Raw genomic sequence first — 26,472 nt, 5'->3', positions numbered from 1 at the left:
TATAATTTAGGCACGGATTACACAGATTACACGGTTTTAGTTTAAAAAAGACCGCGAAATCTGTGTAATCCGTGCCTAAATTATATCAATGCAGATGTTTTGACAGCTCCTCTTTTTATTGTTGTTTGTCTTTAAATCTTCAACATCTTCTTCTCTCTCTCCAAATCCGTCTCATCCAACTTAGGTGAAGGTACCGTGCACGTTTTGATATAATCCCCCTCCTGACACGTATAATTATAGTACACCTCCAATTCCGGAGTCAAATCCGCCCGCGGAACCAGACACCCTTCCATCTCCAGAAACTGATTAACATCCGTACTATCCGACTGTTTCACCAGCACAATACGACGTGCAATCGGATTATGATTGTAGTCCAGACAGAGATAAAGCCCTTTCAGCATATTCGGAAACTCATAATGCGGAAGTTGCAGGTAAATAGTCACCAGCGCAAACTGTGGCAAATCCCTTTCGTTGAACATCAGGTAAGAGTTCTGATGATTACTGATAATCCCGCTCCCCCAATGCACCGACTTATACGCATTAATCATCCCCACTTTCACATACTCATTATTCTCGGAAGCACAAATCATGTACGGCTCGATCTTCAGGCTATCCGTAGAAGACGACAAACTGTAACTAAGATACATACCACTATAATTATACACCTCCTGCACAGACTCCTTCGCCTCCTTCCCCAGCAACTTGATAAAAGAGTTGCCACTCTCCGCCTCGCTCTGCACGTCCGGCTCCATCTCCTGAAGCAACAGCCTCACCGATCCCACATTATTTAATAAACGTTTCTTGGAAACATTATTCACCAGCGCCAAAGCCTCATCCAGCGCCTCGTCCGGTGTACGTGTTTTCAATAAGTCGATATAAGCGGGAAGCACACTCGAATACAAAGCAGACAACACACTCGGAGCCATATCCACCCGGTCGGCAATTTCTTTCATCTTCACCCCATTGTTACGCAGGTACTCTATTCTTTTATAAATATCCGTAAGTTCGTCCATGATTTTTCGGTTTGTTAATTGATTCCGTTGCAAAGGAATGACTAAAGTATTATGTTTGTATTGCATGAATATTACATTAATATTTCAGTACACATAAAGGCTCATATATACAATATGATTCATTGAAATTCATTTTTTCGTTCGCTCCGACACCCTACTTTTGCACCGGAAACAAAAAAATAGCATTATGAATTTCAAAGAAAAACTGTCGCCTTCGGCCCAAAAGAAACTTTCCGATTTACTCTTTATCCTTTATGCGGGAGGAGCGGCACTGCTGTCCTATTCATTAGTCTATGCACTACGCAAACCGTTCACTGCCGCCACGTTCGACGGCATGGAACTATTTGGTATGGACTATAAGATAGCCACCAGCATCATCCAGATATTAGGATATATGGTATCCAAGTTTATCGGGATCAAACTTATTTCCGAACTAAAGAGAGAAGGCCGCCTGAAATTCATTCTTGTTTCTATTTTAGTGGCCGAACTCTCTTTGGTTCTTTTCGGATGCCTGCCCCGCCCGTTCAATGTATTGGCGTTGTTCTTCAACGGACTGTCACTTGGCTGCATGTGGGGAGTCATCTTCAGCTTCCTCGAAGGACGCCGGGTGACGGATCTGCTCGCTTCCCTTTTCGGACTCAGTATCGCAGTCAGTAGCGGCACAGCCAAATCCATCGGACTTTTCGTTGTCGACACCCTGCACGTCAGTGAATTCTGGATGCCTGCACTGATCGGTGCGGTAGCATTGCCCCTGCTGGCAGGACTGGGCTATATCCTCGATCACCTGCCCAAACCGACTGCCGAAGACAAGGCGCTGCGTGTGGAACGTGTCACCCTCGACAAGCAACAACGCTGGAACCTGTTCCGCAGCTTTGCTCCCATATTGACACTGCTTTTCTTCGCCAACCTCTTTCTCACCGTTTTGCAAGATGTCAAGGAAGACTTTCTGGTGAAAATCATAGACGTCAATGCCGCCGGACTTTCCCCGTGGGTATTCGCCAAAGTAGACGGTATAGTCACACTGATTATCCTGGCCATTTTCGCCACCCTGGCAGTGATGAAAAGCCACATCAAAGTACTTTCCGTCCTATTGACCCTTGTCATTGCCGGAGCAATCACACTTAGCACTGTGGCATTCAACTATCACACCCTGCAACTTTCTCCGCTCGTGTGGTTATTTATCCAGAGCCTCTGCCTCTATTTTTCCTACTTGAGCTTTCAAACCATCTTCTTCGACCGCTTCATCGCCTGTTTCCGCATCAAGGGAAATGTAGGTTTCTTCATAGCGATGGTCGATTCCATCGGCTACACAGGCACAGTGGTGGTATTGGTAGTGAAAGAATGTTTCAACCCGGATTTGAATTGGCTGGAGTTCTACAATACGATGGCAGGGACCGTAGGAATCGTCTGCACCTTTGCGTTCACCTTAGCAATGATTTATCTGACACAAAAATACAGAAAAGGGAAACAGGGTGAAATACGCGGGAACGAATCCTGCCCCGTCCCCTCCCTCGCTTCTTATTAATTTCCGACGAATAAACCAATATTATATAGAAACAAGAATGAAAAAGATTGAATGTATTATTATGGACTGGGCTGGTACAGCCGTTGACTATGGATGTTTTGCCCCCGTGGCTGCTTTTATCGAAGCATTTGCCGAAAAAGGACTGGTAATCGATGTTGTACAGACCCGCAAACCAATGGGACTACCCAAAATTCAACACATCCGCGAACTACTTTCCATGTCTGACGTGAACGAACAGTTTACCGCCCGTTACCAACGCGCCTGGACGGAAGAAGACGTGGTAGAACTAAACCGCCTTTTCGAGAAGCACCTCTTCGCCTCTCTCGAAAACTACACAGACCCTATTCCGGGAGTAATCCCGACTTTGGAGAAATTGCGTGCCGCAGGTATTAAAATAGGATCGACCACCGGCTATACCCGCGAAATGATGGATGTAGTTCTCCCCGCCGCACAGGCAAAAGGATATCGCGTGGATTATTGCGCCACTCCCAACCTGCTTCCCGCCGGACGTCCCGCTCCTTACATGATTTTTGAGAACCTGACGAAATTAGCAATCCCCAGCCTCGACGCCGTTATAAAAGTGGGTGACACGATTGCCGATATTCGCGAAGGGGTGAACGCGAAAGTGTATAGTGTAGGCGTGATTCTCGGCAGCAATGAAATGGCACTTACCGAAGCAGAAACAAAATCAATGCCTGCCTCCGAACTCGAAGCCCGCATCGCCGACGTCAAAGAGCGCATGCTTGCCGCAGGAGCTTCTTACGTGATACGCACTATCGAAGAACTTCCCGCACTGATTGAAACGATCAACGCCGGCAACTAACATTCACGCCCGCACCCAACAATCAGAAAAATCAAAATCATTTATTTATTCATTTCTAAAGAAAACATCATTATGAAACCATATTTGTTATTAACCCCCGGACCTCTAACCACCTCTGAAACAGTAAAAGAAGCCATGATGACCGACTGGTGTACGTGGGACGAAGACTACAACCTCGGCATCGTTCAGGAACTCCGCAAAGACCTGGTTAACATCGCCACTAAAAAACCGGAAGAATACACCTCCATCCTTTTACAAGGAAGCGGAACCTATTGCGTGGAAGCCGTTTTAGGCGCCACCATCACCCCGAAAGACAAACTCCTGATATGTAGCAACGGAGCCTATGGCGACCGTATGGGCAACATTGCAGAATATTACCACCTCGACTACGACATGCTGGCTTTTGAAGAAACAGAGCAGGTATCAGTTGAATATGTAGACGATTATCTTAGCAATAACTCCGATATCACACATGTCGCTTTCGTTCATTGCGAAACAACGACCGGTATCCTGAATCCGATCAAAGAACTGTCCCACATCGTCAAGATGCACGGTAAAAAGCTGATTGTAGACTGTATGAGCAGCTTCGGAGGTATCCCCTTAGATGTAAACGAACTTGGTATCGACTTCCTAATCAGCAGCTCCAACAAATGTATTCAGGGTGTACCGGGATTCGGATTCATCATCGCCCGCCGTTCGGAATTAAAATATTGCAAAGGAGTGGCACGCTCTCTTTCCCTGGACATCTACGACCAATGGGAAACAATGGAAAAAGGACACGGAAAATGGCGCTTCACTTCACCGACACATGTTGTCCGTGCTTTCAAACAAGCCCTGACCGAATTGATTGAAGAAGGAGGTGTAGAAGCACGTTACCAACGTTACTGCGAAAATCACCGTATTTTGGTGGAAGGTATGCGTGCACTCGGATTCAAAACATTACTCGAAGATGACATCCAGTCGCCTATCATCACTTCTTTCCTTTATCCGCATGAAGGATTCGACTTCAAAACATTCTATTACGCACTGAAAAATAAAGGATTCGTGATTTACCCGGGAAAGATTTCAAAAGCAGATACCTTCCGTATCGGAAACATCGGTGATGTGCATCCGGAAGACTTCCGCCGTCTGGTAGAAGTCATACGGGAAACGAAATACTAGAAAGTCAAATCTTTCAAGTTCATCTTGAATGATTACTTACTAATATGTTGTATGATGTTCCTGTGAAGTTCTGAAAGACTTAATCCTCTTTCAGGACTTCATTATTTTCTTTTCAGGGTGGAAGGCTGCGATAGCCTCAAGCTACTGACAATAGCTGCCACAACGGCAAATCCACTCCCCACCATCAGGCAAACAGCCGTGCTCCGGCTATGAGTGACAAAGCTGAAAAGCAAGGCAACCAATGTTGTTCCGGTGGTCTGTCCCAACAGGCGGGCCATTCCCAGCATCCCACTGGCCCCTCCCGAACGCTGCGTAGGAGCGGAAGAAATAATCGTGCTGTTGTTCGGCGTCTGAAACAATCCGAAGCCCGCACCGCATAACATCAAACGCAGGATAATACTTATATCAGATGATTCGGCAGTCAGACTGGAAAGCGAGAAAAGTCCGATGGCAAACAGAGCCATCCCGATACTTCCCAGTATACCGGGGTGAATACGCTCCACGAGATACCCTGCCAATGGAGCCGTGACCAGCGTAGCCAACGGCCACGGAGTAAGCAAAAGTCCGGTCATCACCTCACTGTGTCCTAAAGTGTTCTGCAGGAAAAAAGGCAGGGAAACCATTGCCGACATTTGAGCGATAAAGGAACAAATGGAAGTCAGGATGGATAACCGTAAAATCGGAATCCGCAACAGGTCGAGCGGCAGTAACGGAGTAGTCTGCGTGAGTTGCCGACGCACATAGTACGTGCCGACCACTGCCAATACAACCAGTTGGATAAAAAGGAAATCCATTTCCTCGTGATGGGCGAATCCGTCCAGCGTATATATAAGCAGGCCGAAGGTAACCGCATTCGCTATGGCGCTGATATAATCAAACTTGCGTTTCGAGCGTTCCTCCTGCCTTGGCAGATGTTTGATGCCGAGGAACAATGCGGTAAGTCCTAACGGAACATTAATAGCAAATAACCAGTGCCAGTTGGCAATAGAAAGAATACCGCTCGCCACAGAAGGCCCGGCGGCAGCCGATATGGCAACAACCATCGCATTAATCCCCATTCCCCGCCCAATCTGGCTCTTCGGATAGATATAACGCAGCTGTGCCGTATTCACGCTGGTGATAGCAGAGGCACTGAATCCCTGAAAAATACGGGCGACGGTTAGCGTCCAAAACGAATCGGACAAGGCACAGATCAATGAAGTGATGCAAAACAGACCGATACCCGAAAGAAAGACTTTCCGGTAACCGATGATTTTACCTAAAGCGGAAAAAGACAGTAGCGATATGACGATAGCCAGCTGATAGCCGTTGATAATCCAGGTTGTTACAGCGGGAGAAGTCCCAAAATCATGCGAAAGCGTGGGTAGTACGATATTGACGATGTTAATATCCAATACCGACATACAAAGAGCGAATCCGACGGACACCACCGCCCAAATACGCTTAGGCATCGGCAATCCGTCGGTTTCCTCTATTTTTTGAGTTGAATTTATCGATTGTACCATAAAAACTTATTCTTGTAAGTGTAGTCGTTCCTCCCGGAGGGATTTGTAAAGGTAAACAAAACAATGACAGAGGTGTTTTTGTTTCCTTTGAAAAATAAGTTTTTTTAGTGCAGTTTATTTCAGTTTCAAGATCCGTTGATTGCTGCTTCCCCTGAACTCCAGATACGGAGAGAAAAGAGCCTGTTCGAAGCGTCCGTCCACCAATACGTCTATATAATCAAGGGCAGCGTTCAAGCGGGGCTGTGCCTTGATTTCTTCGTAGCTATATCCTGTATAGCACCACACATTCATCCCCGTCTCCTCTTTCACCCGTTTCAGTAAAAGCAGAAACTCCTCCGGATGGAAAAACGGATCACCACCGGAAAAAGTAACACCGTCCAGCAAAGGATTTGCCTTGATTTCACGGATGATGGACTGTATTTTTTCTTCCGTCAGTTCTTCCCCCGCCCCCGGATTCCAGCTCTCCGGGTTGTGGCAACCGGGACAGTGATGGGAACATCCGGCAAGATAAATAGAGTACCGGATGCCTTCACCATCGACAATCGTTTCAGGATAAGTTCCTAATAAATTCACTTCTTAAATTGAAAATTGAAAGTTGAAAATTAAAAAATTAAAGATAGAAGCCTATTAGTGAGGTCATTTTCAACTCCTTACAGATGCTTTACACGGTCTTGTTCTTCTGCCCGTTTAGCAGAGTTCCAGGAACTCAAATCGCCTGTCAGGTAACCGGTTATACGGCGCATACGGAGGATGCTTTCACTCTGGCACACCGGACATTTATCGAAGATAACCCCTTTATAACCACAGTTATGGCAAGTATCTACCGGGTGATTGATAGAGCCGTAGCCAATCCCCTCGTCGTGCATCACTTTCACAATCTTGGCGATGGCACGTACATTCTTCTGTGCCTCACCGTCCAGCTCTACATACGTGATATGTCCGCCGCGCGTAATGGCGTGGAACGGAGCTTCACGCTTGATTTTCTCAACGATGCTGATCGGTTCTTTCACATCTACGTGGAAAGAGTTGACATAATAGTCGCGGTCTGTCACTCCGGGGATTTTTCCATATTTCCGACGATCCATTTTGGTGAAACGTCCCGAAAGTCCTTCGGCAGGAGTAGCCAGAACGGAGTAGTTCAGGTTATATTTTTCTTTATATTCGTTTACCACTTTATTCATTTCCATCACAGCTTCATACAGTGTGTCCCATGCTTTCTGGTTGTGTCCGTGACCTTGTCCGTAGAGAGCCACCATCGCATTGTGTCCGCCGATAAATCCGATACCCAGCGTGCCGCTGCGCAATGCATCCCCCACCTGCTCGTTCGGGTTCAGCTCACCGCCGCCTTTCCACACATTATTTCCCATCATGAACGGGAACTGACGTGCCAGGGCCGTACGCTGATACTGATAACGTTCATAAAGCTGATCGGCTACAAGAACCGACATAGTATGTACGGATTCGATGAAAATTTCTTTTGCCTTCTGTTCAATGGCATCCTTGTTGCGTTCATCCTCTATCAGGTTTTCCGCCTTGATACGGGCTTCAATCGCCAGTCTCGGCATATTCAGCGTAGTGAATGAAAGATTGCCACGACCTAAAGAAGATTTTTCTCCTGCCACATTTTCAAATACACGGGTACGGCAACCCATCGTCGCCAATTCGTAGACGTAACGTTTCGGATCGTCTGCTCTCCATTTCTCGTTCTGGTTGAAAGGTGCGTCGAGGAACATGAAGTTCGGGAACAATGCTTTCGCCGTAGTCTGGCAAGCCTTCAACAGCAAGTCGAAGTTGGGAGCCTCGTAATGGTCGGTCATTGCCTCTTCGATATTTTCCGCTTTCATTGCTTTCTCAAAGTCTTTCTCCGAGTAAGAAACTCCGTCTTTCACCTTGAAAATCTGAATCGGGAATACAGGTACTTCGCCTCTTGTGCCTAATCCTTCAATGGTAGCTTTCAGCAATTCTTCGATCACCATGCGACCTTCGGCAGAAGTGTCCGTACCGTAGTTGATGGAGCTGAATACCACCTGATTACCGCCGCGTGAATGCATTGTGTTCAGGTTGTGGATAAATCCTTCCATGGCCTGATGGGTATCTTTGCGAGTCTGCTGATAAGCTTTCTCAACGATACGGGCAAGGTGTTCCTTGTCTATAATGATTTGTAAAGCTATCAAAGCAATGCGCAATGTTTCGCGTTCGGCTTCGGTAGCCTTGATAGACGGAAGATATTCTTTAATCAATGTGCGTATGGATTTCTCATCGGCCTGATTTCCGTTTTCCATGGCGACATAGAAATTGATGAATGATGCCAGATGCTTGCGGAAAGATTTGGCCACACCTTTTGCCATGAAGAAATCGAAAGCAGGAATTGCCTGTCCGCCATGCTGCTCATTCTGGTTGGTCTGGAAGATAATGGTAGCCAGAGTAGCATAACTCTGGATGCTTTGCGGGGTACGAATACTACCGTTCTTTGTGCGGAAACCACGTTCAAAGAGGTCGTCCATATCATATTGGATACAGGTTGTCGTCTTTGTCGGATAATAATCCAAGTCGTGAATGTGAATATCTCCCAACTGGTGTGCTTCGGCAAAACGTTTCGGCAACAGGTATTTATACGTATAATCTTTGGTTACTTCGGAAGCAAACGTCATCATCTGTCCGGCAGGCGTGTGACTGCTCATGTTGGCATTGCTCAAGTTGACATCGTTCTTGTCGATAGCAACGATGCCGTCCATCACTTGCTTCATCTGGGTTTTCTTATCGCGCTCCGTATTCCGCCATTCGCGATAAATAATGTATTTCTTCGCTACTTCCGGGCGTACTTTCATCAACGACTTTTCTACTAAATCCTGAATCTCTTCTACGGTAATAGTAGGAGTAGTAAACTGACTGATTACGTTCATAGTGATGTCAGCCACCAACTGCTGCTCATCCTGAAAACCGGTTGCACTGAATGCCTTACTGATTGCATTCTTGATCTTACTGATAGAGAAATCTTCTCTTTTACCATCACGTTTGATGATACAAATTTCCGCGTAGTTCATAACTTTAACTCCCGAAAGCTTATTAAATTGAAAATTAAAAATTGAAAATTAAAAAATTCCGGCAGGTCTTCTGACTTATCCCTCCCTCGCAACACCTTCCCACACCGCCATCGATGCAGTGGCCTATTGTGCGGATTCTTCGAGAATTACAGCAGCGGGTACTGTCGCCGATTTACACAGCGTTCCCTCATTGACTAAACCTCTTTTTAGCTCCGAAACCGGATACAAAGATAGAAGATTATCTAATAGTTTGGTTAGCTTTTAACATTAAATTTCGGGAAACTTTTCTTTCTCGCTGATACAGAAAGTTTTCCAAAACGGAAAACTTTTTTCTGATTTTAACGCAAAAAGTTTTCTGTTTTCATTCATCCTTTTTCCAGAAAACAGACATCTCACAGGGTGTATATCCCCTATTGCAGCTACAAAAGTGGGAAATTATTTTCTTTTGTTCTATACAAAATCAAAGAAATATTTCTGCCTTTTAAAAATTACTACTGATTTTTTCTTTTTCATCCTATTTCCGAAAAAGGATTTTCGGAATGCGAAAAAAGAAAAGCTACCTCGAATGAACGAGGCAACTTTTCACATCTTCCGTACCTTAATGTCTACTTTATGATTGCTACACGTTTTTACCTGTTACGCGAGCTACGTGCGGGCGACACGTCTTATTATGTTTACACGATTCGGTTTCATACCTTTTTCAGATACACTAACTCTTCTCTACCTGGCTAATCCTTTTCTGTCTTACCATTTCTCCGATGGCGGAAACGCAGAACTGCTTCAAGAATATCCAGCAACTTTTCCAATAATAATCTCATCCGTTTTCTTTTAAAGGTTAATAATCCGTTTTAAATACCTGTCACTAATTAATCACTATCTTTTTTTCAGGCACGGATTACACAGATTAACACGGCTACTTTGCAGCAATAACAACACTAAAGACCGCGAAATCCGTGTAATCCCGTGCCTAAATTATGGTATAAACCAATTCGGTTAAGCGGCCGGGTCCGGGGCTTCGCCTCCTCCGCCACCGGGTTCGTTGCCGTCATCCGGGTCCTTGTCAATGACATCGTCGGCAACAAACGAACCCGCTACATCCTTGATGTGCACAAACTCCACTCCGGTGGTCAATGCGCGGGTAGCACTTCCGTTAGCGGCACGGGTATATTCAGGGGTAAACTGACAACGCAATGAAGTGATCTGCGAACTGCTGACCTTACTCTCCAACTCCACTCCTTTTCCTCCTGCTTTGGCAATCATTGTAAATGTTCCCAAGCCTTCGAGGCGCACCGTGCGACTGTTGAGCAACTGTTCACGCATCACCGACATCAGGTTACGAATCACGTTATGAACATCACCTGCCGTCAGCGAGGCTTTTTCTGCAATCAATTCCGCCATTTTCTGCGTATTGACCATTTTCCCGAATTTCACCAGACGGGGATAATAAAGTTTCTGTCCTTCCTTGTTGGCAAGTGTTGCCTGATAAGGTTTGTAAATTAATGGCATACTATTTTCCTTTCTTTTTTGATTGATGAATAAATAACTACTGTTTGTAACCGATTACGAAGACAAAAGTACACGAAGAGAAAAAAGCAGGGAAACACGATGTTACAACCCGTCGCAAGAGAGAACAGACAAACACAATTTGATACGATTCATGCCTGCAAAGGCTTCTGTACAAAACAGAACCAACCGGTATAAAAAGGCGTACCTTTGTATGAGTTCAGACAAAATAAACCTCTAAAAAACAGTCAATATGAAAACAGAAACAACTCCAAAAACAGAAACAGAGAACCGTACCCGCATACAATCCTATAGCAAAAGCCAGTTGGCCGGGCTTTACCTGCCTCACATACAGTCCGCCTCGGCACGACGTACCCTCCGTAGTTGGATTGCCAAGAATACCGCACTGCAAGCCGCACTCGCCCAAACCGGATATAGTGAAAAAGCCATCTTGCTCACTCCGGCACAAGTAGGGCTATTCTTCAAGTTTTTAGGAGAGCCTTGAAACGGCTCTTTTATAAGGAATATCATTCGGACAAAGACAAAACACGCCAAAAACAAGCCAAAAACGAACCAAAGACAAACAAGGCAAAACCAAACAAAGCGGACATTTCATCACAGATCACGCGAATCAAATTATAACTTACTAATTGCTGTTATAAAGAATCCAAGATAATCTGTAGCGAAATGTCCGCCCATTATATAAGAAAAGGATTATATCATTCCGGAGTACCTTCTCCCGACGGCTTCATCAAATCGGCTGTAACCTCCGCTTTAAAACGGACACCGTCGTGAAGCCGCAGATTCAATTTGACAGTAACATTCTTATCATTGTTACGCTTCACATAAAACGTTCCTGTCACCCTTTTATATTGGGAATAATAATAAAACGGATCTTCATAGATAAAGACATACTGGTCGTTGTGATACAAAGTCGATGCATCCACCACTTGCCCCTCCCAGTACATGTGAAGAGAAAACATAAAATAAGTATTAGTTTTCCCACCCTCCATCTCTTCCGGAGAAAGGATACAGGTGAAATAGTCACCGTCCATAGAGGCCACACCGGACACGATCTTGTTCGCTTCTCCCCGGAACGAATAAGTGCCGATGGAAGGCAATTCCTCCACATCCGGACCGGGATTTACCGGATCATTATCTTTATCGTCACTGCATCCGGCAAAACCCACCAGAAGCAGTCCCGATAAAACGAATAAATTTAAATATTTCAATAAGATTTTCTTCATGAATACACTTCATTAAATCGTCACTCTATTACCGTCACCGCACCTTTATAGTAGCCGGACAAACTGACATCGCCATACTTCTTAATACCTACCACTTCAAAAGTCATTTCAACCTCATTGCCCTGAAGAGACACCGAAGTCCGGCCTCCCAGAGCCAGATTGCCCAGTGTGGTATTAACCTGACTGTACGTCACTCCTTCATACGTAATCGAGATTTTCGCATTTTCCTCATCACCGGAGAACCCGCGGAGCACTCCATCCATCATTGCTTTCGGAAGACGCACCACTGCATCCGCTGCCGACATTCCCGCCACAGTAGTGATACCTGCCTGCCGTGAAAGGTAAATAACATTGATATCCGCACCCGTCTTATCCACCACTACAGACTGAATAGTGACCGGAGTACCGTCTGCCCCCAAGCGATATTCATTCGGAATCGTCGTATCATACACCGTGAAAGTACCGCTATAGTTACCTGATATTTTAAGGCTGTTGTCACCCAGATATTTGAGATTAAGCGTCAATGAATATTCATTATCCGCTGATTTCGATACACTGAACGTACCCGCCGCATCCTCCAGGTGACCTTTGGATATTTGTATTCTTTCCTCGTCATACGGGCTATAATAAGTAAACTCAAAAGCCAGATTGGTATCTGTAATATCCACTTCCTGCCCGTTAAGTCCTGCATTCGGAACAAAGAGACGCACATAATACGAGTTTACATTTTCCAAATCTGCAGCAGACGAAATTCCCGATGGTGTGAGATATAATGCCACTCCCGCATCCGTTTTTTCATAAAAAACAGCCTTAATGTCCCGTGTATTTTCTCCATTCAACGTCAAGATATTAGTGGTGCTTTGCTTAATATCGGTGTAAGCCCCTTCATAAGACCCTTCGAACTTTTCACCCGAAAGCAAAGTAAAGCTAAAAGTTACTTTCACATGATCGTCCGTCTTTTCTACTTTGAACTTACCTGCCGAACATATTTCAGACCATCCATAAGGCTCCACCGCACCCAGATCGTCAGCTCCCAATTCTGTCATATTATAGAAAGCATAATCCATACCGTCATAAGACGTGATATCCAATACCTGTCCCAACATACCGGGATTGATTCCGATCATCAGAAACTGCGTGTCCGACATATCTTCCACCGTTGTCACTCCTGCGTCCGGACTAAGATAAAGGTATTGAATCCCTCCGATGACAGTAGCCACCGCCGATTTCAACGGACGCACTTCACTTCCGAATGAAAATTCGCTGGACAGCTTTGCAGGAGCCTTGTAGCTACAACCGGCTTCCCCTGTAAACTTACCGCCACTTTTTAACGTACAATCAAAGGTAGCTTTCACAGCCGATGTTTCATTCTCACCCGGAGTCATCGTCAAAGTGATCTTGCCTTGTGTCAGCACCTCTTCCCATTCGTAAGGGTCGACGGCTACAATAGCCTCACCATCGGCATCCATATAATAAAGCACATAATCGTCATCTTCAGAACTGCCTACCGTAACCGGACTGCCCACCAGACTCTTATCCACTCCCAGCATCACATATTCCTTTCCGCTATTCATAAAGTCTTCAAGCGTTTCCAAACTCTGCAACGGACTCATACACACATATACAATGCCATCCTGTTCAAAGCAAGACACCGATTTAGCTTGTATCGTCTTATCCTTATACGTATACGTATTCACAGTTTCCACAGGTTCCGGTTCCGGCTCCGGTTCGGGATCAGTGGCCGGATCATCGTCACTACATGCCACAAAACAGCTCATTGCCAGCATGAATAAGAAAAAGGAAATAAATCTAGTTTTCATATTTCTCGTTTTTTGGGGTTAATTATAAAATCGCGTTATTAGTAAAATGATGCCATCCACCCGTGTTTACTGCGGGCGATAATCGAATACGGCAATAGGAGCATCCTGCGAATAAGTGGTACGTACATGGTGCGGGTGTTCCTTATCACAGTCAATAAAATCTATCGTCAGTGTGTGCTTGTTGCCGTCGCGTGCCACGGTCATGGTTCCACCGTCTATGCGTGCATATTCTTTCATGGCTCCGTTCTGAAGTTTCTCATACCAGGTTCCTCCCGGATATGTAAAGACATTGGGGTAACCCGAGGCAATATTTCCCGGTTTCATCAACTCGCGCGGGATTCCCTGTGATTCCTCATCACGCGCCACCACTGTATAAGTACCTGCCGGAATACCCTGTGTTACATCCGTAGCCCATTCCACGAAAAATTCCACCTTCAATACTCTTCCATTACCGGCCGGCCAAGTGTCGACAAGACTTATACTCTCTTCCGCCAGATAAAGCTCGACTACCCGGCACGACTCATCTTGCAGATAATAAGAATCGCCCTTATCCTGCAGGCGGGCTTGCGTCCATCCATTCAGTGCAATATCGGTGGCCAGCGTAGAATTAGGAGTTTCATCCTTGCTTTCGTGACGGTCGATGGTGATTACTTTTCCCGTATAGGTGAAATAACGTTTCAAGGAAAGATCGCCCACCAATGTTCCGCTAATCGAATATTCACCACCGGACAGCCGTTTCACCGTCATTTTACCACCGGAAAGCAAATCGGCATCGACACTCGTAGAGTAAGATTTCACATCACCGTAGAAAGTTCCGGCAGGAATATCCACCTTTCCGGTCGGGAGATCGATTTGATTCATATATCCGAGGTTGAACGTCCATTCATCAAACGTGTATCCGTTCAATGCCGCCTCGAAAGTGCCTTCGGGAAGCGGAAATTCCGTAGCTTCCGAAGCAAATGGCGGGACGTTCAGGCTGAATGCCATAATCTTGCCCGGTCCTATCGGGCTTCCGGTGACATCTACTTCCATATCCGTATAAAGCGTCAATACAAAATGATCCGTTCCCACTCCGTCCTCATCTCCCCAGTACACCAGGTTGGAGTTGACAAACTCCACCACTTCCGGCACCGGTTTTACGTCTTCTCCGCCGGGTTTTCCTCCCTCCGGATTTTCGGTGTCATTGTCACTGCAAGCGGTCAACGCACCCACAGACGCAACAACGAACAGACAGACACCCAACAACTTCATTATTTTCTTATCCATATCAGACTGATTTATATATTTTACATCATTGAAAAGAACTTCCGTAGCGACCGGGAATCATAAAAAAGGCGGAGTAAGCCCGGGAAAAGGATTCCCATTCTTCGCGCGAGTATCCCCGCCTGTCATATAGTAAAGTTAAATTAAGAGAGAATTAGTAAATTCTCATTCCGTTTCACAACGGTAGTTCTTTTCTTTATTCATCAAGGTAATGTTCGTTTTATCTGAAAAGTGCAATATCCGGGAAAAGGATATAATCTTTCAGTGTTCCGGTCAGGAACTGCTGTCCGTCAAATAATGCTATCGCCAGGTAGCATCCGCTTTCCGGTGCTCCGGTCACGTCCTGAAAACTGATTCCGACAGAACCATCCTGATAGAGTACAGGAGCGAAACCAAAATTTCCTTTCGAATAAATATTGGAAGAAGCCGCCACAGAAAAACCGTACAGGGTTTGCAAAACAACACCTGCCCGATTATCCGATGTTCCGTCCGAAGCGCCTTCTGCCACCTCATCCGCAACTTCTTCCACGACCATAAAGTCTTTCTGTGCCGCACCGATAGGAACCACAAACGATCCATTTTCGTAGGTAGCCTGCAATGAAATCGTAGCCTTTGCGGGGTCTTTCAGATATTGCGCCGCCGGAGTATTTGCCAACGACATCTTAATGGTATATCCCTCGCCATCGACATTCTTCGAAATTTCAGTAGCCGACAAGGGATAGGCGTTTTCGATATTCTTCGTATCCCATTTCACATAAATCTGGCTATTTCCCCACGCTCCAAGCAGGTCCGTCACTTCATACTGGTAGACGTAGTAAAGGAACTTCCGCCCCTCATTGGTGCTGACCAATAACTGGCAGGCACGGGGATTCCCGGTTTTGTTCTCTTTCAACACAAGCAAGAAACCATCTTCTTTTGAAGCAGTCGGCACCTCCACCCAGTCGATTCCCCGCTGCACGCTCACTTTGAAATCGAACGAACTATTCACTCGTACAATCGTCTGTGAAGGAGCATTTCCGAGGCGTATCACCTGCTGGTCGGAGTCGGGAGCAAAAATATTTCCCTCCTGCGTCACTACAATTTTCTGTTCGCTATTGCCATCGCTCACGGTCACCTGCGTGGCACGTGACGTATACTCATAATTGGCTCTGGCAAGCAAAGTTATCTTTTCGTTTGTCACTTCGATTACCCTGCACCAGTCCGCACCCGAAACGGCAGTCAGTTCTCCGGTAGCCTGCAAAGCCACTTCCACCGTTCCGCCTCCGGCTGCCAGATCAACATCCGCATTCATGATGCGGAAGCCTTGTGCCGTTTCATCGTTTTCCTTGTCGCACGCTGTCGTCAGCAGACAACACGCAGATAATAACAGTATAACTAACTTATTCATCATATCATTCTTCTATTGTTTTTTTAATCAACCTGATTGCTGCAACTGCATCCGTGTATCCCATGAAAGAGGCCTCCTCATCCTGCGAGTCGTACACACCGAAGATAAATCCGGAGATTTCACCCATCCACACTCCATTGTCCACCAGATAAATGCCGTCGGTGGTAGGATAACTGATAAGACCGATTGCCGGACTGCGCAAAACATAATCGTTCATCAAATCCCACATAGCCAGATACACGTAACCTCCCTGTACTTTCTTCAAAAATTGCGGCAGGATGGAAAGTCCGCCACGCGGCTTGTCATAAGTTACCAGAATGTCATATTCGAGTCCTTTGAGCCAATAGCTCTTACCGTCCTCGTCCTTCACCAGTTGAATCTCCTGCGAAGCCACTTCCATCTGGTTCGTCGCATCGTTCAGACGATAGAAATCCATCTGATAAGTGCCCGGGTAGTAGTCATAACTCTGATATCCGTCGATATAGATACCTGTTACTTTCACCCCCTTAGCTCCTTCGTCGGTACAGACAAAGCTGATCTCCTCGTTCTTCCAGACAAAATTCTGCATGGTCTGTCCGTCTATCGTCACCGGTTCGTGAAAACGCATTCCGTCGGTGGTAAACATAAAAGGTACGGTTTTCTGATGCACCTTTCCAACTTCGTCATAATAGGTCACAATGAACGTATAGTTGCTGCGTAGCATTTGCCCGGTGTAGAGTCCGTCCATCCGCAGGTCGTATTCATAAAAGAAAGCATCGTCCTCCACTTTCTTTATCCGGGTGAGATATTGCTTCCACGTCTGGTCGGCAGAAAAAGCCTTCATCACGATGCGGTTGCCATATTTCTTACCTTTCAGTTCGATACGGTCGGCGGTGGCATCGGAGATCACGAATTCGTAGTCGCCTCCGAGCGTTCCGTTCGGGTCGTCGGCCATACTTCCCTGTGGTTGACCAAAATAATGCACCAGATAATTGTAGGTATCGAAAGACAACATCGTTGCCTGCTCGGACTTGACGCTATAAAGCGAACTGACCGTCTCATCCGCTCCCGCTATCTGCGAAGCCATCGTCACCCGCTGGCCGTCAAACTTACAAAGCAGGGTAATACCTCCCAGCGAGTAGTCCTTACCGACGTAATATTCCATCACCCATCCGTTGGGTGCTGCTTCCAGCAGTTCGCTGCAACGCTTCACATCGGCCGTGGCACGGTTGGCAGACGAATCGTCAAAATAATCTTCTTCCTGAAAGAGGCACGACTGCAAACCCAGGCAGACAAGGGCCAACAGGAAATATATCGTTCTATTTTTCTTCATCATAATAATGTGTAATTAAATAATCATCCAATCGTCAATCAAAAAACAAGAGGTGACCGGCACTTATTGAATAGTGCTCAAGTCAATTTCGGTAATCTCCTGCTGGCGGCGCAGCACGATTTTACGCAGTTCGTTGAGGTCTATTCCCCATGTGTCGCGCATATAGTTGTAGACAATCGTGAATTTCTTGTTGATGGTGGCAGCACCCGTTTCTCCGGCAGCCGTCATCATATTGTCCCAGTAAGCCTGCGTGTGCGTGACATACATGGCTATGTTTTCCACAAAATCCTCGTTGGGCTGGTTCATGGCGTAGGCCGTCACAAAACCGTCGGGCCAGGCCACATCGTCCGTGCGGGGCATGGCACCCTGGGCGGTCATGTAGTAATACCAGTCGGCTCCCACGTATTTTCCCTCCGAAATGCGGTTGAAAGAAGGGTCGAAATTCCGTTTCTGATGCAGGATATGTGCAAACTCATGATGCATCGTTTCAAAATAATACTCGTTGAGCTTTTCGATATTGATCTTCTTTATATTGAGGTCGTTCACGTTGTAGAGGGTGATTTTCTTTCCGCCTTCTGCCGTGCCGAGCACCATGTTGCCGCTACTTTCGTAGGCGGGCGATCCGATGAGGTGAAATGTCTTGGGTACGTAGACCCGAAGAAAATCCATTCCCGCCAGTTCGACGTAAGCGTCCATCCAGACGTGTTTGATGATTTTCGACAGTGCCACCGCTTTGTCATAGTCGGCGGGCACGAGGTTGTATTTATGATCGCTCTCGATATCCTTCATGCGGTACATGAAGTCGATGTTATAAGGATAGGTGTAGTTGTCGAGCAACCAGTAATCGAAAGCATTTCTCTCCAGCGGTTCGGTAGAGAAGATGCTGTGCGCGGTGTCTATCTCGTCGTCATTGTTGCAAGCCCCCAGGCAGACTGTGGTGAGAGCAAGCAAAGAGTAAATGATCTGTTTCTTCATAATTTTCACTTTTTTCTCTGTTAGTTTCTTCTCGGATTAGGCTGCATTCCCGCCACAATCACGCTTCGCGGAATCTGGATGGCACGGCGCAAGTCGTTCGGCGGCATTTCGTCAGTGACATGTTGAGTAGTCATGTCGCGACGATAAATCATAATACCATACCGTTTGATATCGGGCCAGCGCATCCCCTCGTGCAGGGTAGTGACACGGCGTATGTGCAGAATACAGTGAAGAATATTTTCCTGCATCCCTTCCTCGATAGTGAAATCGGGAGCAAGCTGTTTCTTGGGCGTCTGTTGCGTGAAAGGCGTATAGAAATTCATTTTATCATAATACGCATTGATCTGGTCGGGTGTCAGGGCCGATTTGTTGCGGGTGTAGGCACGTTGCCAGCTTGTGATGTCGGCAGCCGACTGGGCGTACATTTTCTTCAACGCGTATGCTTCGGCACGGCAAAGCAGGGTTTCGTCCGTTGAAAACAATACCGGCATATAATAAAGGTAGCCGCCATCATAGAGTCCGCTCTTGCGCAAGATGCTGGCTACAAATCCGGTGGTAGAGAAAGGTTTCAGATACAAATAATCCGAGCTGCCCCACAGTCCTGCAGAAAGACAGGTTTCGTTGGTGGCGAGCGTTTGGTTGTGGAAGTAACGCGGGCCTACCAGATAGTCGCTTCCGAGTGCGCCCCAGTTGGAGACGGTGCTGCTTATCAGCAGGTTGGCCTCATTGGAAGAAGCGATATACGCATCTGCCTGCACATTTCCGTTCACGGAAAGATTGCTCAATGCTTCCCAGTCACGGAGCAAGTTGTCAGGGTTACTGCCCAACACACGGGTGGCAAATTCAATCACCCGGTCGCAGTTGGAGAAATCGGGTTTCATATAATAAAGGTAGAAACGGGCGGCAAAGGCATAGGCGGCCTTGCGGGTGAAATGGTATTTGGGGACGGAATATCCGTCGTCCGAAATCAGTTCCACTCCTTCCAGGAGGTCACGTTCTACTTTCCGGTACACTTCTTCCAACGTGCCGCGCTCGTAACGGGGCGACACGGTGGTTTCCACGTCTTCCATATAGGGGATTCCCAACGATTCGGAGGCATGAGTGTCATAAGCATTGCAGAAGATAGTTGCCAGCATGAAATGGCAGTAGGCACGGCACACCAGTGCTTCACCGCGCTGCGGGTTGAGCGATGCCGGATTTCCTTTCTCCTCTATCGCCTTGAGTGCCATGTTGGCGGCTGAAATTGCACCGTAATAACCTCCCCAAAGGGAATTGGGTGTGTCCTGATATTCCTCTTTGGTATCTTCCCAGTTGTAACATTCCTTTTCGGAAAGCTGGTAGTAACCGTAGGTGGGGCCGCTATCGTCGGAGTTGTCGCTGTAGAGTTCGAACAGTTCGTTGGGCGATACGTCGGGATAGGCCGATACAAGCAGTTTGGCTATTTTCTGGTCGGTGTTCAGTTCCGTGCGGTTGTCCGGTGTTTTGTCCAGAAAATCATTGCAGGAAACGGTAGTCAGACCGGAAGCTGCGGCGAGCAGCAGCACAGGGAGTATATGGTTTATTTTCGTCTTCATCTATTGTATATTTTTTCGGGTTCTCTATTGGGGGTTACAATCACAGTCCCAAACGCAGGGTGAGGGTAAACTGACGCGGAACGGGGGATGCCACCCCTCCGGTGTTCACAAATTCGGGGTCCTGCCCGTTCAACTTCTTGTCAGCGTAGATCAAGAAGAGATTGGTGGCCTGCAACTTGAGCGACAGGTTGGATATTTTGGCAGGAGCAATCCAGCTTTTCGGGAACTCATACATCAGTGATATTTCTTTCATGCGGATAAAATCGCCTTTGGCAATGCGCTCCGTAGAATAGTTGTAGGCGTTGTAGGCAAGATAAAGCGATGTATTCGCCTGATGTTGCGGGTCGCTAAGTATCACCGGAATATTCGTTTTCGCTTCGTCGCCGGAAACAGTCCAGCGGTTTTTGAATTCACGCGGCATGGCGGTAAGGTCGGAATATTTGTAGTTGAACACCGGGTTGAGGCGGACTACGTTGCCAAAAGAGTAAGTCATAAAGACATTCAGTTTGAAGCCTTTATAGGTGAATACATTACCGAAACTTCCCGTGACGGTGGGATCGGTAGGACCTTCGTATTTCAGGTAATCCAGTTTTTCGCGTTCCTGGAAATTGATGCTGGTGCTGGTCACTTCCCCATCGATGAGATATTGCGGAATGCCGTCTTCATCAAGTCCTGCAAAAGGGATGGAGAAGAGTCCGCGCACGGGGTATCCCTCGCGGGCAAAGCCGTTGCCGGAAACGAGTTCCATCATGCTTGTGAGTCCTTTCAGTTGGGTGACTTCGTTCTTGGCATAGGAGAAGATAAAGTCTGTGTTCCATGAAAAATCCTTCGTGCGGATGTTGCGGGTGGAAAGCGTGAATTCCACACCGTGAGATTTCATGGTGGCTACGTTGGCATATTTGTTGATGACGCCGCCTACTCCCTGTGTGGGGACTACACCGATCAGGTCGTAGTTGTTACGCTGGTACCAGTCGGCGGAGAAGTTGATGCGGTTTTCGAGCAAGCCGAGGTCGATGCCGATGTTCAGCTCATGCTTTTTCTCGTAAGTGAGTTCGCTGTTCTCGATGTCATCAATATAAAGTCCCGTTTCCTGAATGTCGGTAAAGGGGCGGTAGGGCGAGAAGCTGCGGATGATGGCTTGCGAGTTGGTCACTTCCGCCGGGCCGCGGTCGGCGGTGAGGGAGTATGAGGCTTTCAGTGTCAGGTTGGAAAGGGTGGGTTGCAGCGCTTTGAAGAAAGATTCTTCATGCACGTTCCAGGCACCGGACAGGTTCCATGTGGGGAGCCAGCGGGATGAACGGCTGCGCCCCATGCGGTTGGTTCCTTCATAACGGAAAGTACCGTTGAGGGTGTAGCGTCCGTCATAAGAATACGTAGCGTTGAAGAAGCTGGCTATACTCCGGGTTTCGGAGTGTCCCAAACTGTAATAGCGCGAACTGGATTCGATGCCGTTCTTAAAAAATTGGTAGACGTAGGACGGAATTTCACCCATCGAATATTGCATTCCCCAGCCTTGGAAGGAGGAGTATGTTTTTTGAAGGCTGTTCACTTCCATTCCGGCAAAGAAGTTGGTGATGTGTTTCTCGGCGAAAAGATGATTCCATGAGAGTGTCCCACGGAAATCGAGCCCTAGCATACGGCGGTCCTGACGCTGATAGATGCCGCCTTCGGGCAGCAGGGTGATAGGCAGGGCGTATGGGTTGTCGGGGTCGGTATAGAGTAATTTGTTTTGCTCGCGAATGGTGGCGTCGTCCATACCGGTGCGGTAGGCGATTGCTTGGTTGGCGTCATCGAGCACGTTGTGTTCCTGCGATGAGGTCTGGTATCTAACGGCTCCGAGAGCACTTAATTCGAGTCCCTGAATCACTTTCCACTTCATTTCGCCCTGAAATTTCACATCTACCATATTGATTTCAATGTAGTTATTGTCGAGTTCGTGGAGAATATTGAATGGAGCGTAGTTGCTGATATAGTCCACGGAGGGGTCGAGTGTGCGGCTTGTGTTGAGCGCGTATGAATAAGGGTTAATGTCGAATCCGCGGGACATTTTTCCTGATGCGATGTCGAGGGTGGAGTTCATCGTTCCCGGCGCGTTCTGTTGGCGGTAGGAGGCGTTGGATATGAGGTTGAGCGACAGATTTTTATATATATTATAGGTTGTGTTCACATTGGCCGTATAGCGTTTCACCTTGCTCTGCTTGTACCAACCCGGATCGAGCATGGCGCTCAAGGAGGCGTAGAAAGAGGATTTTTCCGTTCCGGCGGTGATGCTGACGGAATGGTTCTGCGAAACGGCATTGGTGAAAAGCACGTCAAACCAGTCGGTGTTGCGCATTTCCGCTTCACGGAGGTAGGCGTTACGGGCTTCGGTGGTGTTGAGCAGTCCGCGTTGACCGTTACTGTTGTTGTATTCGTCGATGAGGCGGTACATACGACCGTACACTCCGGTGTCTCTGGTGCGGAAAAGGTCGGCACTGTTCAGCCAGCCTTTCTGTTCCATTTCTTTGTAGATTCCCATCTGTTCCTGCGAATTCATGATATTAAATTCTTTATAGCTGGGGATAGCGCGGGTGGTGAACTCGCCCGTATAACTGATCTTGCTGACTCCGGCACGTCCTTTCTTAGTGGTGACTACGATAACGCCTGCCATCGCACGTGCACCGTAAATGGAGGTTGCCGAACCGTCTTTCAAAATTTGGAAACTCTCGATATCGTCGGAATTCAGCCCGGCTATGGCGGAGCTAATCAGTGTCTCGGCATCACCGGAGGAAAGGTCATCGGGCCCTACGTCAATGGCGTCCTCCAGAATCACTCCGTCAACAACCCACAACGGTTTGGAACTTCCGTAAATGGAAGTGGCTCCACGCACACGAATCTTGGGGGCAGTTCCAAAAGTGCCCGAAACATTCTGGACGGAAACTCCTGCCGCACGACCTTCCAGTCCGCGACTAATGTCGGGCAAACCGTCCAGCTTCACATTATCGGCATTCAATTGTTTGGTGGCTCCGGTAAAAAGACGTTTGTCCATTTTCTGCATACCGGTCACTACCACTTCCTGTAATACTTCGGAATCGGATTTCATCATTACCTTGATGGTCCCGGACTTGATAGGAACATCCTGCGGCTTCATGCCGACATAGGTGATTTGCAAAGTTCTTGATGAACTCATGCACTTTCTGCCCCCTCCTTACATAAGTGTTTGAGCACAAAACATTTAATAAATATAAAAAAGAAGATACTGAAAAGGGAATAAGAAAAGCAAAGAAGGAAGTAAAACGCAAAATAAATCGTCCTTTTTTGCTTTTTATCTACTTACTGAAAAGGTAGAAAATATCTCTCATATAGCAAACTTCGAGTCCGGCAGTAACTTTCGTCCCCCTAATTGGAGTGTTAATATAAGAGATTACAGATCGGTTTTCTTTCTTTTTCCAATAAACTATCTTTTTTCTACCTACAATTATTTATTTGCAATTTATTATGTGTTATTAAACATATTATCTACAAATTTAGCCACATTTATTTATCAAAAAGATAGTCCTTTTCGTCTATTAATCACCAAAAAGAAATAAGAAACTGCCTTTCATGTACTTATTTTGTATTTAAGTCTTTTTGCTACAAGTATTTTGTATCGACAGCAAAAATTCATATTTTTTTTCATATTTTTCTTTGTTTTTCTAAAAAAGTGCTTACTTTTGCGAATCGTAAGATAGCAAAACAGACTATTCTACTATATAAAAACTATATGAAAAGAAAACTAACGCTGTTATTAACTTGCCTGTTAGCAGGCATTAGCCTGGCAATCGCTCAAACCTCCAGAAAGGTAATGGGCGTTGTCTTCTCCGAGGAAGACAACCAGCCCGTCATAGGAGCATCCGTTTTAGTTAAAGGTACATCTATAGGAACCACCACCGACCTCGATGGAAAGTTCGTTATCAATAATGTACCAAGTTCATCAAGAACTTGGTAATTTCCCTTCCGTTTTCCTCTATTCTCCATCTTTTTTCTTCACCTTTCCTTCCTTTTCACCAGTCTCCGGAAGCAGTGTTTTATCGTCATGAAACTGAATATCAATACGAATATGATGATTATCATCAACTGTATAGCTTACATCCGCAGAATCTCCTAGAAAAAGCTTCAGAATCCAGCACAACACCTCCGGAATATTGACAATAATCGTTGCCCTTCCAATCACACAAGAGAAAAAATTAAAGATAGTTGTCCAATTTGGTATAGGACTCCGACCGTCGAAATTACACCTATACACACGTCCCACGGACGAACGCGAACAATCCGAATTCTTTTCAACATATTTTTCTGGAATATTATTCAGTTGCCCCAACTTAAAAACACAATCAATTACTTTCTTCTTAACATCATCGTCACTGTGACGTACACCGGTCATTTCTTTCTGACCATTTTCACTGTTAAAAATCACTTCTCTTTCTACCTTAGTCATTTTTTTACATTTTATTTAATATTTACATATAAAATTCACGACAAAAGTACAATGCTTATTTTAACATATATGTTCAAGCATGACACATTCTATATTTTTCATCCATATTTTCACAAAGAAAGAGGGTTTGGGGTACCCATTTTCTACCTTACCACTATTATCAAGAAAATAGATGAAATAAAATCTGCCAAAAAGGAAAGAAATCACTCGTTCCAAAAGCTGTGATTTGCGCTAAGAAAAGATACCGGAACTATTACTAAAAATAAATCAATAGAATAGAAAAGCGATGTCAAATCGCGACTGTACATTTATAGCGGGTAATATCAACTTCCGGCAACTTGCTCCCTGAAGCAATTACCTTAGCAATAAACTCGTTACATTCCTCTGCCGAAAGCTTCTTCCGGCAAAAAGCATAATATAGAAAATCAAGAGTAGTCAGAAAAGTTATACCGTTCTGCAAACAATAGTCCTTTATATCCTTCAAATTACTGCTACCCAGCACATCACGGTGGTCTCTGCAATAAATCATGCAGGCACTCTCACCGTGTCCAAACGTTTTAAGTAATTGGAAATAATCTTTCAGCGATGCTCCCGTAGGGGAGAAACCAAAATAACATATTCGTATTCGGGAAAGATGTCCGGCAACAAAGAAAATGCTTCCGCTTTCACAAAATGGATGATAACGTCAGCATCCAGTATTATTTTCGTCTTCTTCTGTTGCATGTGTGTTTATTTTGCGGAGTAACTCCCAATAGTGCCCCTCTGATATTTTTTCCTGTTCAAAAAGTGAGCGGGCTTTTTCGCCGAAGTCTCCGATTACCAGTCCTTCGTTTGCCGGATCATATAATGCAGTGTCATAACCGAAACACAAAGCCGAGTGTTTCACCGGTTCATCTGCCAGTGCAAGACGTACAGCATTGGTCAGTAAACCAACATTCAGCAATCTATAAAGCAGTGCAGAGCGGGAAACAGAAAAGTAATGTTCCAATTTCAACACTGTTGCCAATGAGATCTTTTTTGTTTTCAGTTCATTTTCCGGGATAAGTTGACAAAGTCCTGCCTCCGGCATCAGCAAAGAAGAGGCAAACATATCGGCGCTCTGTTCTACGGGGTCTTTACTTCCACTACAAGGGTTGCATTTGTGCGGAGTTGGTTTACTTTCAATATACAAGTGATAGAGTTCGTGGGCAATCGTGAAATGTTGCCTGCCTCTTGAATGGGAAGAATTCACGAGCATGAACCGATGTCCGGAACCGTCTTTGAGGCACATTCCCGAAAAGTTATCGGAAAGAGGGCGGAAAATGGTCAATACATTCAATTTCAGCAACAGACTTTTCAGATTAATGGCTTCCGAAGCACTCAATCCGTTATCCGCGCGAAATTCCGCCACTTGTCTTTCTATGATGAATTTATTTGGAGCCATTTCCAATCCGTTCCATTTTAAGGTAAGACTTCACGAGATCTTTAAAATGGGCTATTTCTTTCAAATCCCCTTCTTCAACATCGGAGATACGAAAAGCAGTAGCCAGAATCTCATTGTCGGCTTCTACATTATCTTCAAACAGAAGAAACGCTTCACAGCCAAACAAATCAGCAATCTTCTCTAACAAATGAAAAGGCACTTCACGAACACCGCTTTCATAGTTACTATAAGCCGACCGCTCCACACCGATAGATTTCGCTACCTGCTCCTGCGTAAAACCTGATAATTCTCTGGTTTTCTTCAAGTTCTCTCCGACAATCTGATTCATGGTTTTCATTAGTCACCTCCTTTATTCTGTGGCAAAAGTAATTCTAAAATAAATAATAAACAAGTTTTGCCACAGATAAGTTTAATCTTCCGCCATTTACTTTTTCTCACATA

23 protein-coding genes and 1 riboswitch are annotated in these 26,472 nt (G+C 45.9%); of the genes, 5 read left to right on the top strand and 18 right to left on the bottom strand.

Translation table 11 applies throughout. The features are described from left to right. Window positions 1-131: 131 nt before the first annotated feature. A complete protein-coding gene (locus tag DXB58_RS12960; RefSeq protein ID WP_122136996.1) occupies window positions 132-1,013 on the bottom strand; it encodes a hypothetical protein in 882 nt (293 codons plus the stop codon). Window positions 1,014-1,200: 187 nt separating this feature from the next. On the opposite strand from DXB58_RS12960, the gene DXB58_RS12955 reads away from it, so the two are divergent. From DXB58_RS12955 to DXB58_RS12945, 3 genes are all read left to right on the top strand, one after another. Then, window positions 1,201-2,538 (top strand): DUF5690 family protein, encoded by a 1,338-nt coding sequence (locus DXB58_RS12955; RefSeq protein WP_122136995.1) that lies wholly within the window; start codon window positions 1,201-1,203, stop codon window positions 2,536-2,538. 37 nt (window positions 2,539-2,575) lie between these two features. Then, window positions 2,576-3,361, top strand: coding sequence for a phosphonoacetaldehyde hydrolase (phnX, locus tag DXB58_RS12950; protein ID WP_122136994.1), 786 nt, complete (start codon window positions 2,576-2,578; stop codon window positions 3,359-3,361). A 72-nt stretch (window positions 3,362-3,433) separates the two neighbouring features. Continuing rightward, window positions 3,434-4,522, top strand: coding sequence for a 2-aminoethylphosphonate--pyruvate transaminase (locus DXB58_RS12945; RefSeq protein WP_004306876.1), 1,089 nt, complete (start codon window positions 3,434-3,436; stop codon window positions 4,520-4,522). 101 nt (window positions 4,523-4,623) lie between these two features. Here the strand turns inward: DXB58_RS12945 and DXB58_RS12940 are convergent, their stop codons facing one another. From DXB58_RS12940 to DXB58_RS12925, 4 genes are all read right to left on the bottom strand, one after another. Continuing rightward, entirely contained in the window at window positions 4,624-6,027 is a 1,404-nt protein-coding gene (locus DXB58_RS12940; RefSeq protein WP_122136993.1) for an MFS transporter, read from the bottom strand. A gap of 114 nt (window positions 6,028-6,141) precedes the next feature. Then, the gene (nrdG, locus tag DXB58_RS12935; RefSeq protein ID WP_122136992.1) at window positions 6,142-6,600 is read right to left on the bottom strand and encodes an anaerobic ribonucleoside-triphosphate reductase activating protein; all 459 of its coding nucleotides are present in this window, start codon (window positions 6,598-6,600) and stop codon (window positions 6,142-6,144) included. Between the two features lie 77 nt (window positions 6,601-6,677). Next, window positions 6,678-9,071, bottom strand: a complete 2,394-nt coding sequence (locus tag DXB58_RS12930) for an anaerobic ribonucleoside triphosphate reductase (RefSeq protein ID WP_122136991.1) — start codon at window positions 9,069-9,071, stop codon at window positions 6,678-6,680. Between the two features lie 42 nt (window positions 9,072-9,113). Next, window positions 9,114-9,303: riboswitch (cobalamin riboswitch) on the bottom strand. A gap of 761 nt (window positions 9,304-10,064) precedes the next feature. Continuing rightward, window positions 10,065-10,577: an HU family DNA-binding protein gene (locus DXB58_RS12925; RefSeq protein WP_122136990.1), complete on the bottom strand. Its 513-nt coding sequence runs from the start codon at window positions 10,575-10,577 to the stop codon at window positions 10,065-10,067. Between the two features lie 250 nt (window positions 10,578-10,827). Here DXB58_RS12925 and DXB58_RS12920 point away from each other — a divergent pair, with 250 nt between their 5' ends. Continuing rightward, window positions 10,828-11,079, top strand: coding sequence for a DUF4248 domain-containing protein (locus tag DXB58_RS12920; protein WP_122136989.1), 252 nt, complete (start codon window positions 10,828-10,830; stop codon window positions 11,077-11,079). 214 nt (window positions 11,080-11,293) lie between these two features. Here DXB58_RS12920 and DXB58_RS12915 read toward each other — a convergent pair whose 3' ends face one another. From DXB58_RS12915 to DXB58_RS12880, 8 genes are all read right to left on the bottom strand, one after another. Further along, window positions 11,294-11,821 (bottom strand): hypothetical protein, encoded by a 528-nt coding sequence (locus DXB58_RS12915; protein ID WP_008650384.1) that lies wholly within the window; start codon window positions 11,819-11,821, stop codon window positions 11,294-11,296. 20 nt (window positions 11,822-11,841) lie between these two features. Beyond that, window positions 11,842-13,641: a hypothetical protein gene (locus tag DXB58_RS12910; RefSeq protein ID WP_122136988.1), complete on the bottom strand. Its 1,800-nt coding sequence runs from the start codon at window positions 13,639-13,641 to the stop codon at window positions 11,842-11,844. A 66-nt stretch (window positions 13,642-13,707) separates the two neighbouring features. Then, window positions 13,708-14,907: a hypothetical protein gene (locus tag DXB58_RS12905; RefSeq protein ID WP_122136987.1), complete on the bottom strand. Its 1,200-nt coding sequence runs from the start codon at window positions 14,905-14,907 to the stop codon at window positions 13,708-13,710. A 217-nt stretch (window positions 14,908-15,124) separates the two neighbouring features. After that, a complete protein-coding gene (locus DXB58_RS12900; protein WP_122136986.1) occupies window positions 15,125-16,294 on the bottom strand; it encodes a BACON domain-containing protein in 1,170 nt (389 codons plus the stop codon). A gap of 1 nt (window position 16,295) precedes the next feature. Beyond that, window positions 16,296-17,606 carry a DUF4302 domain-containing protein gene (locus DXB58_RS12895; protein WP_122136985.1) on the bottom strand — a complete coding sequence of 437 codons (1,311 nt, stop codon included), beginning with the start codon at window positions 17,604-17,606 and terminating at the stop codon, window positions 16,296-16,298. Window positions 17,607-17,666: 60 nt separating this feature from the next. Next, window positions 17,667-18,578, bottom strand: a complete 912-nt coding sequence (locus tag DXB58_RS12890) for a putative zinc-binding metallopeptidase (protein ID WP_117935290.1) — start codon at window positions 18,576-18,578, stop codon at window positions 17,667-17,669. A gap of 20 nt (window positions 18,579-18,598) precedes the next feature. Beyond that, window positions 18,599-20,152: a RagB/SusD family nutrient uptake outer membrane protein gene (locus DXB58_RS12885; protein ID WP_122136984.1), complete on the bottom strand. Its 1,554-nt coding sequence runs from the start codon at window positions 20,150-20,152 to the stop codon at window positions 18,599-18,601. A gap of 40 nt (window positions 20,153-20,192) precedes the next feature. Further along, the gene (locus DXB58_RS12880) at window positions 20,193-23,321 is read right to left on the bottom strand and encodes a SusC/RagA family TonB-linked outer membrane protein (RefSeq protein ID WP_122136983.1); all 3,129 of its coding nucleotides are present in this window, start codon (window positions 23,319-23,321) and stop codon (window positions 20,193-20,195) included. A 573-nt stretch (window positions 23,322-23,894) separates the two neighbouring features. Here DXB58_RS12880 and DXB58_RS12870 point away from each other — a divergent pair. Next, window positions 23,895-24,119: a carboxypeptidase-like regulatory domain-containing protein gene (locus tag DXB58_RS12870; protein WP_004310107.1), complete on the top strand. Its 225-nt coding sequence runs from the start codon at window positions 23,895-23,897 to the stop codon at window positions 24,117-24,119. A gap of 18 nt (window positions 24,120-24,137) precedes the next feature. On the opposite strand, the gene DXB58_RS12865 is transcribed toward DXB58_RS12870, so the two are convergent. From DXB58_RS12865 to DXB58_RS12850, 5 genes are all read right to left on the bottom strand, one after another. Further along, on the bottom strand, window positions 24,138-24,608 hold the full coding sequence (locus tag DXB58_RS12865) for a hypothetical protein (RefSeq protein ID WP_117935296.1): 471 nt from the start codon (window positions 24,606-24,608) through the stop codon (window positions 24,138-24,140). Between the two features lie 289 nt (window positions 24,609-24,897). Further along, window positions 24,898-25,137, bottom strand: a complete 240-nt coding sequence (locus tag DXB58_RS28190) for a hypothetical protein (protein WP_233527288.1) — start codon at window positions 25,135-25,137, stop codon at window positions 24,898-24,900. Between the two features lie 50 nt (window positions 25,138-25,187). Next, window positions 25,188-25,331: a hypothetical protein gene (locus tag DXB58_RS28185; protein WP_229070569.1), complete on the bottom strand. Its 144-nt coding sequence runs from the start codon at window positions 25,329-25,331 to the stop codon at window positions 25,188-25,190. After that, complete coding sequence (locus tag DXB58_RS12855; protein ID WP_122136982.1) at window positions 25,294-26,031, bottom strand: ImmA/IrrE family metallo-endopeptidase; 738 nt, start codon at window positions 26,029-26,031, stop codon at window positions 25,294-25,296. Before DXB58_RS12855 ends, DXB58_RS28185 begins: the two co-directional genes overlap by 38 nt. Next, window positions 26,018-26,368, bottom strand: a complete 351-nt coding sequence (locus DXB58_RS12850; protein ID WP_004321740.1) for a helix-turn-helix domain-containing protein — start codon at window positions 26,366-26,368, stop codon at window positions 26,018-26,020. The genes DXB58_RS12855 and DXB58_RS12850 overlap by 14 nt, the downstream gene beginning before the upstream one ends. Window positions 26,369-26,472 lie beyond the last annotated feature (104 nt).

The sequence above is a fragment of the Bacteroides sp. OM05-10AA genome, assembly GCF_003439055.1.
Classification (GTDB): Bacteria; Bacteroidota; Bacteroidia; order Bacteroidales; family Bacteroidaceae; genus Bacteroides; species Bacteroides intestinigallinarum.
Note: the sequence above shows the minus strand (reverse complement) of the source record. Positions and strands in the feature narration are given on the sequence as shown.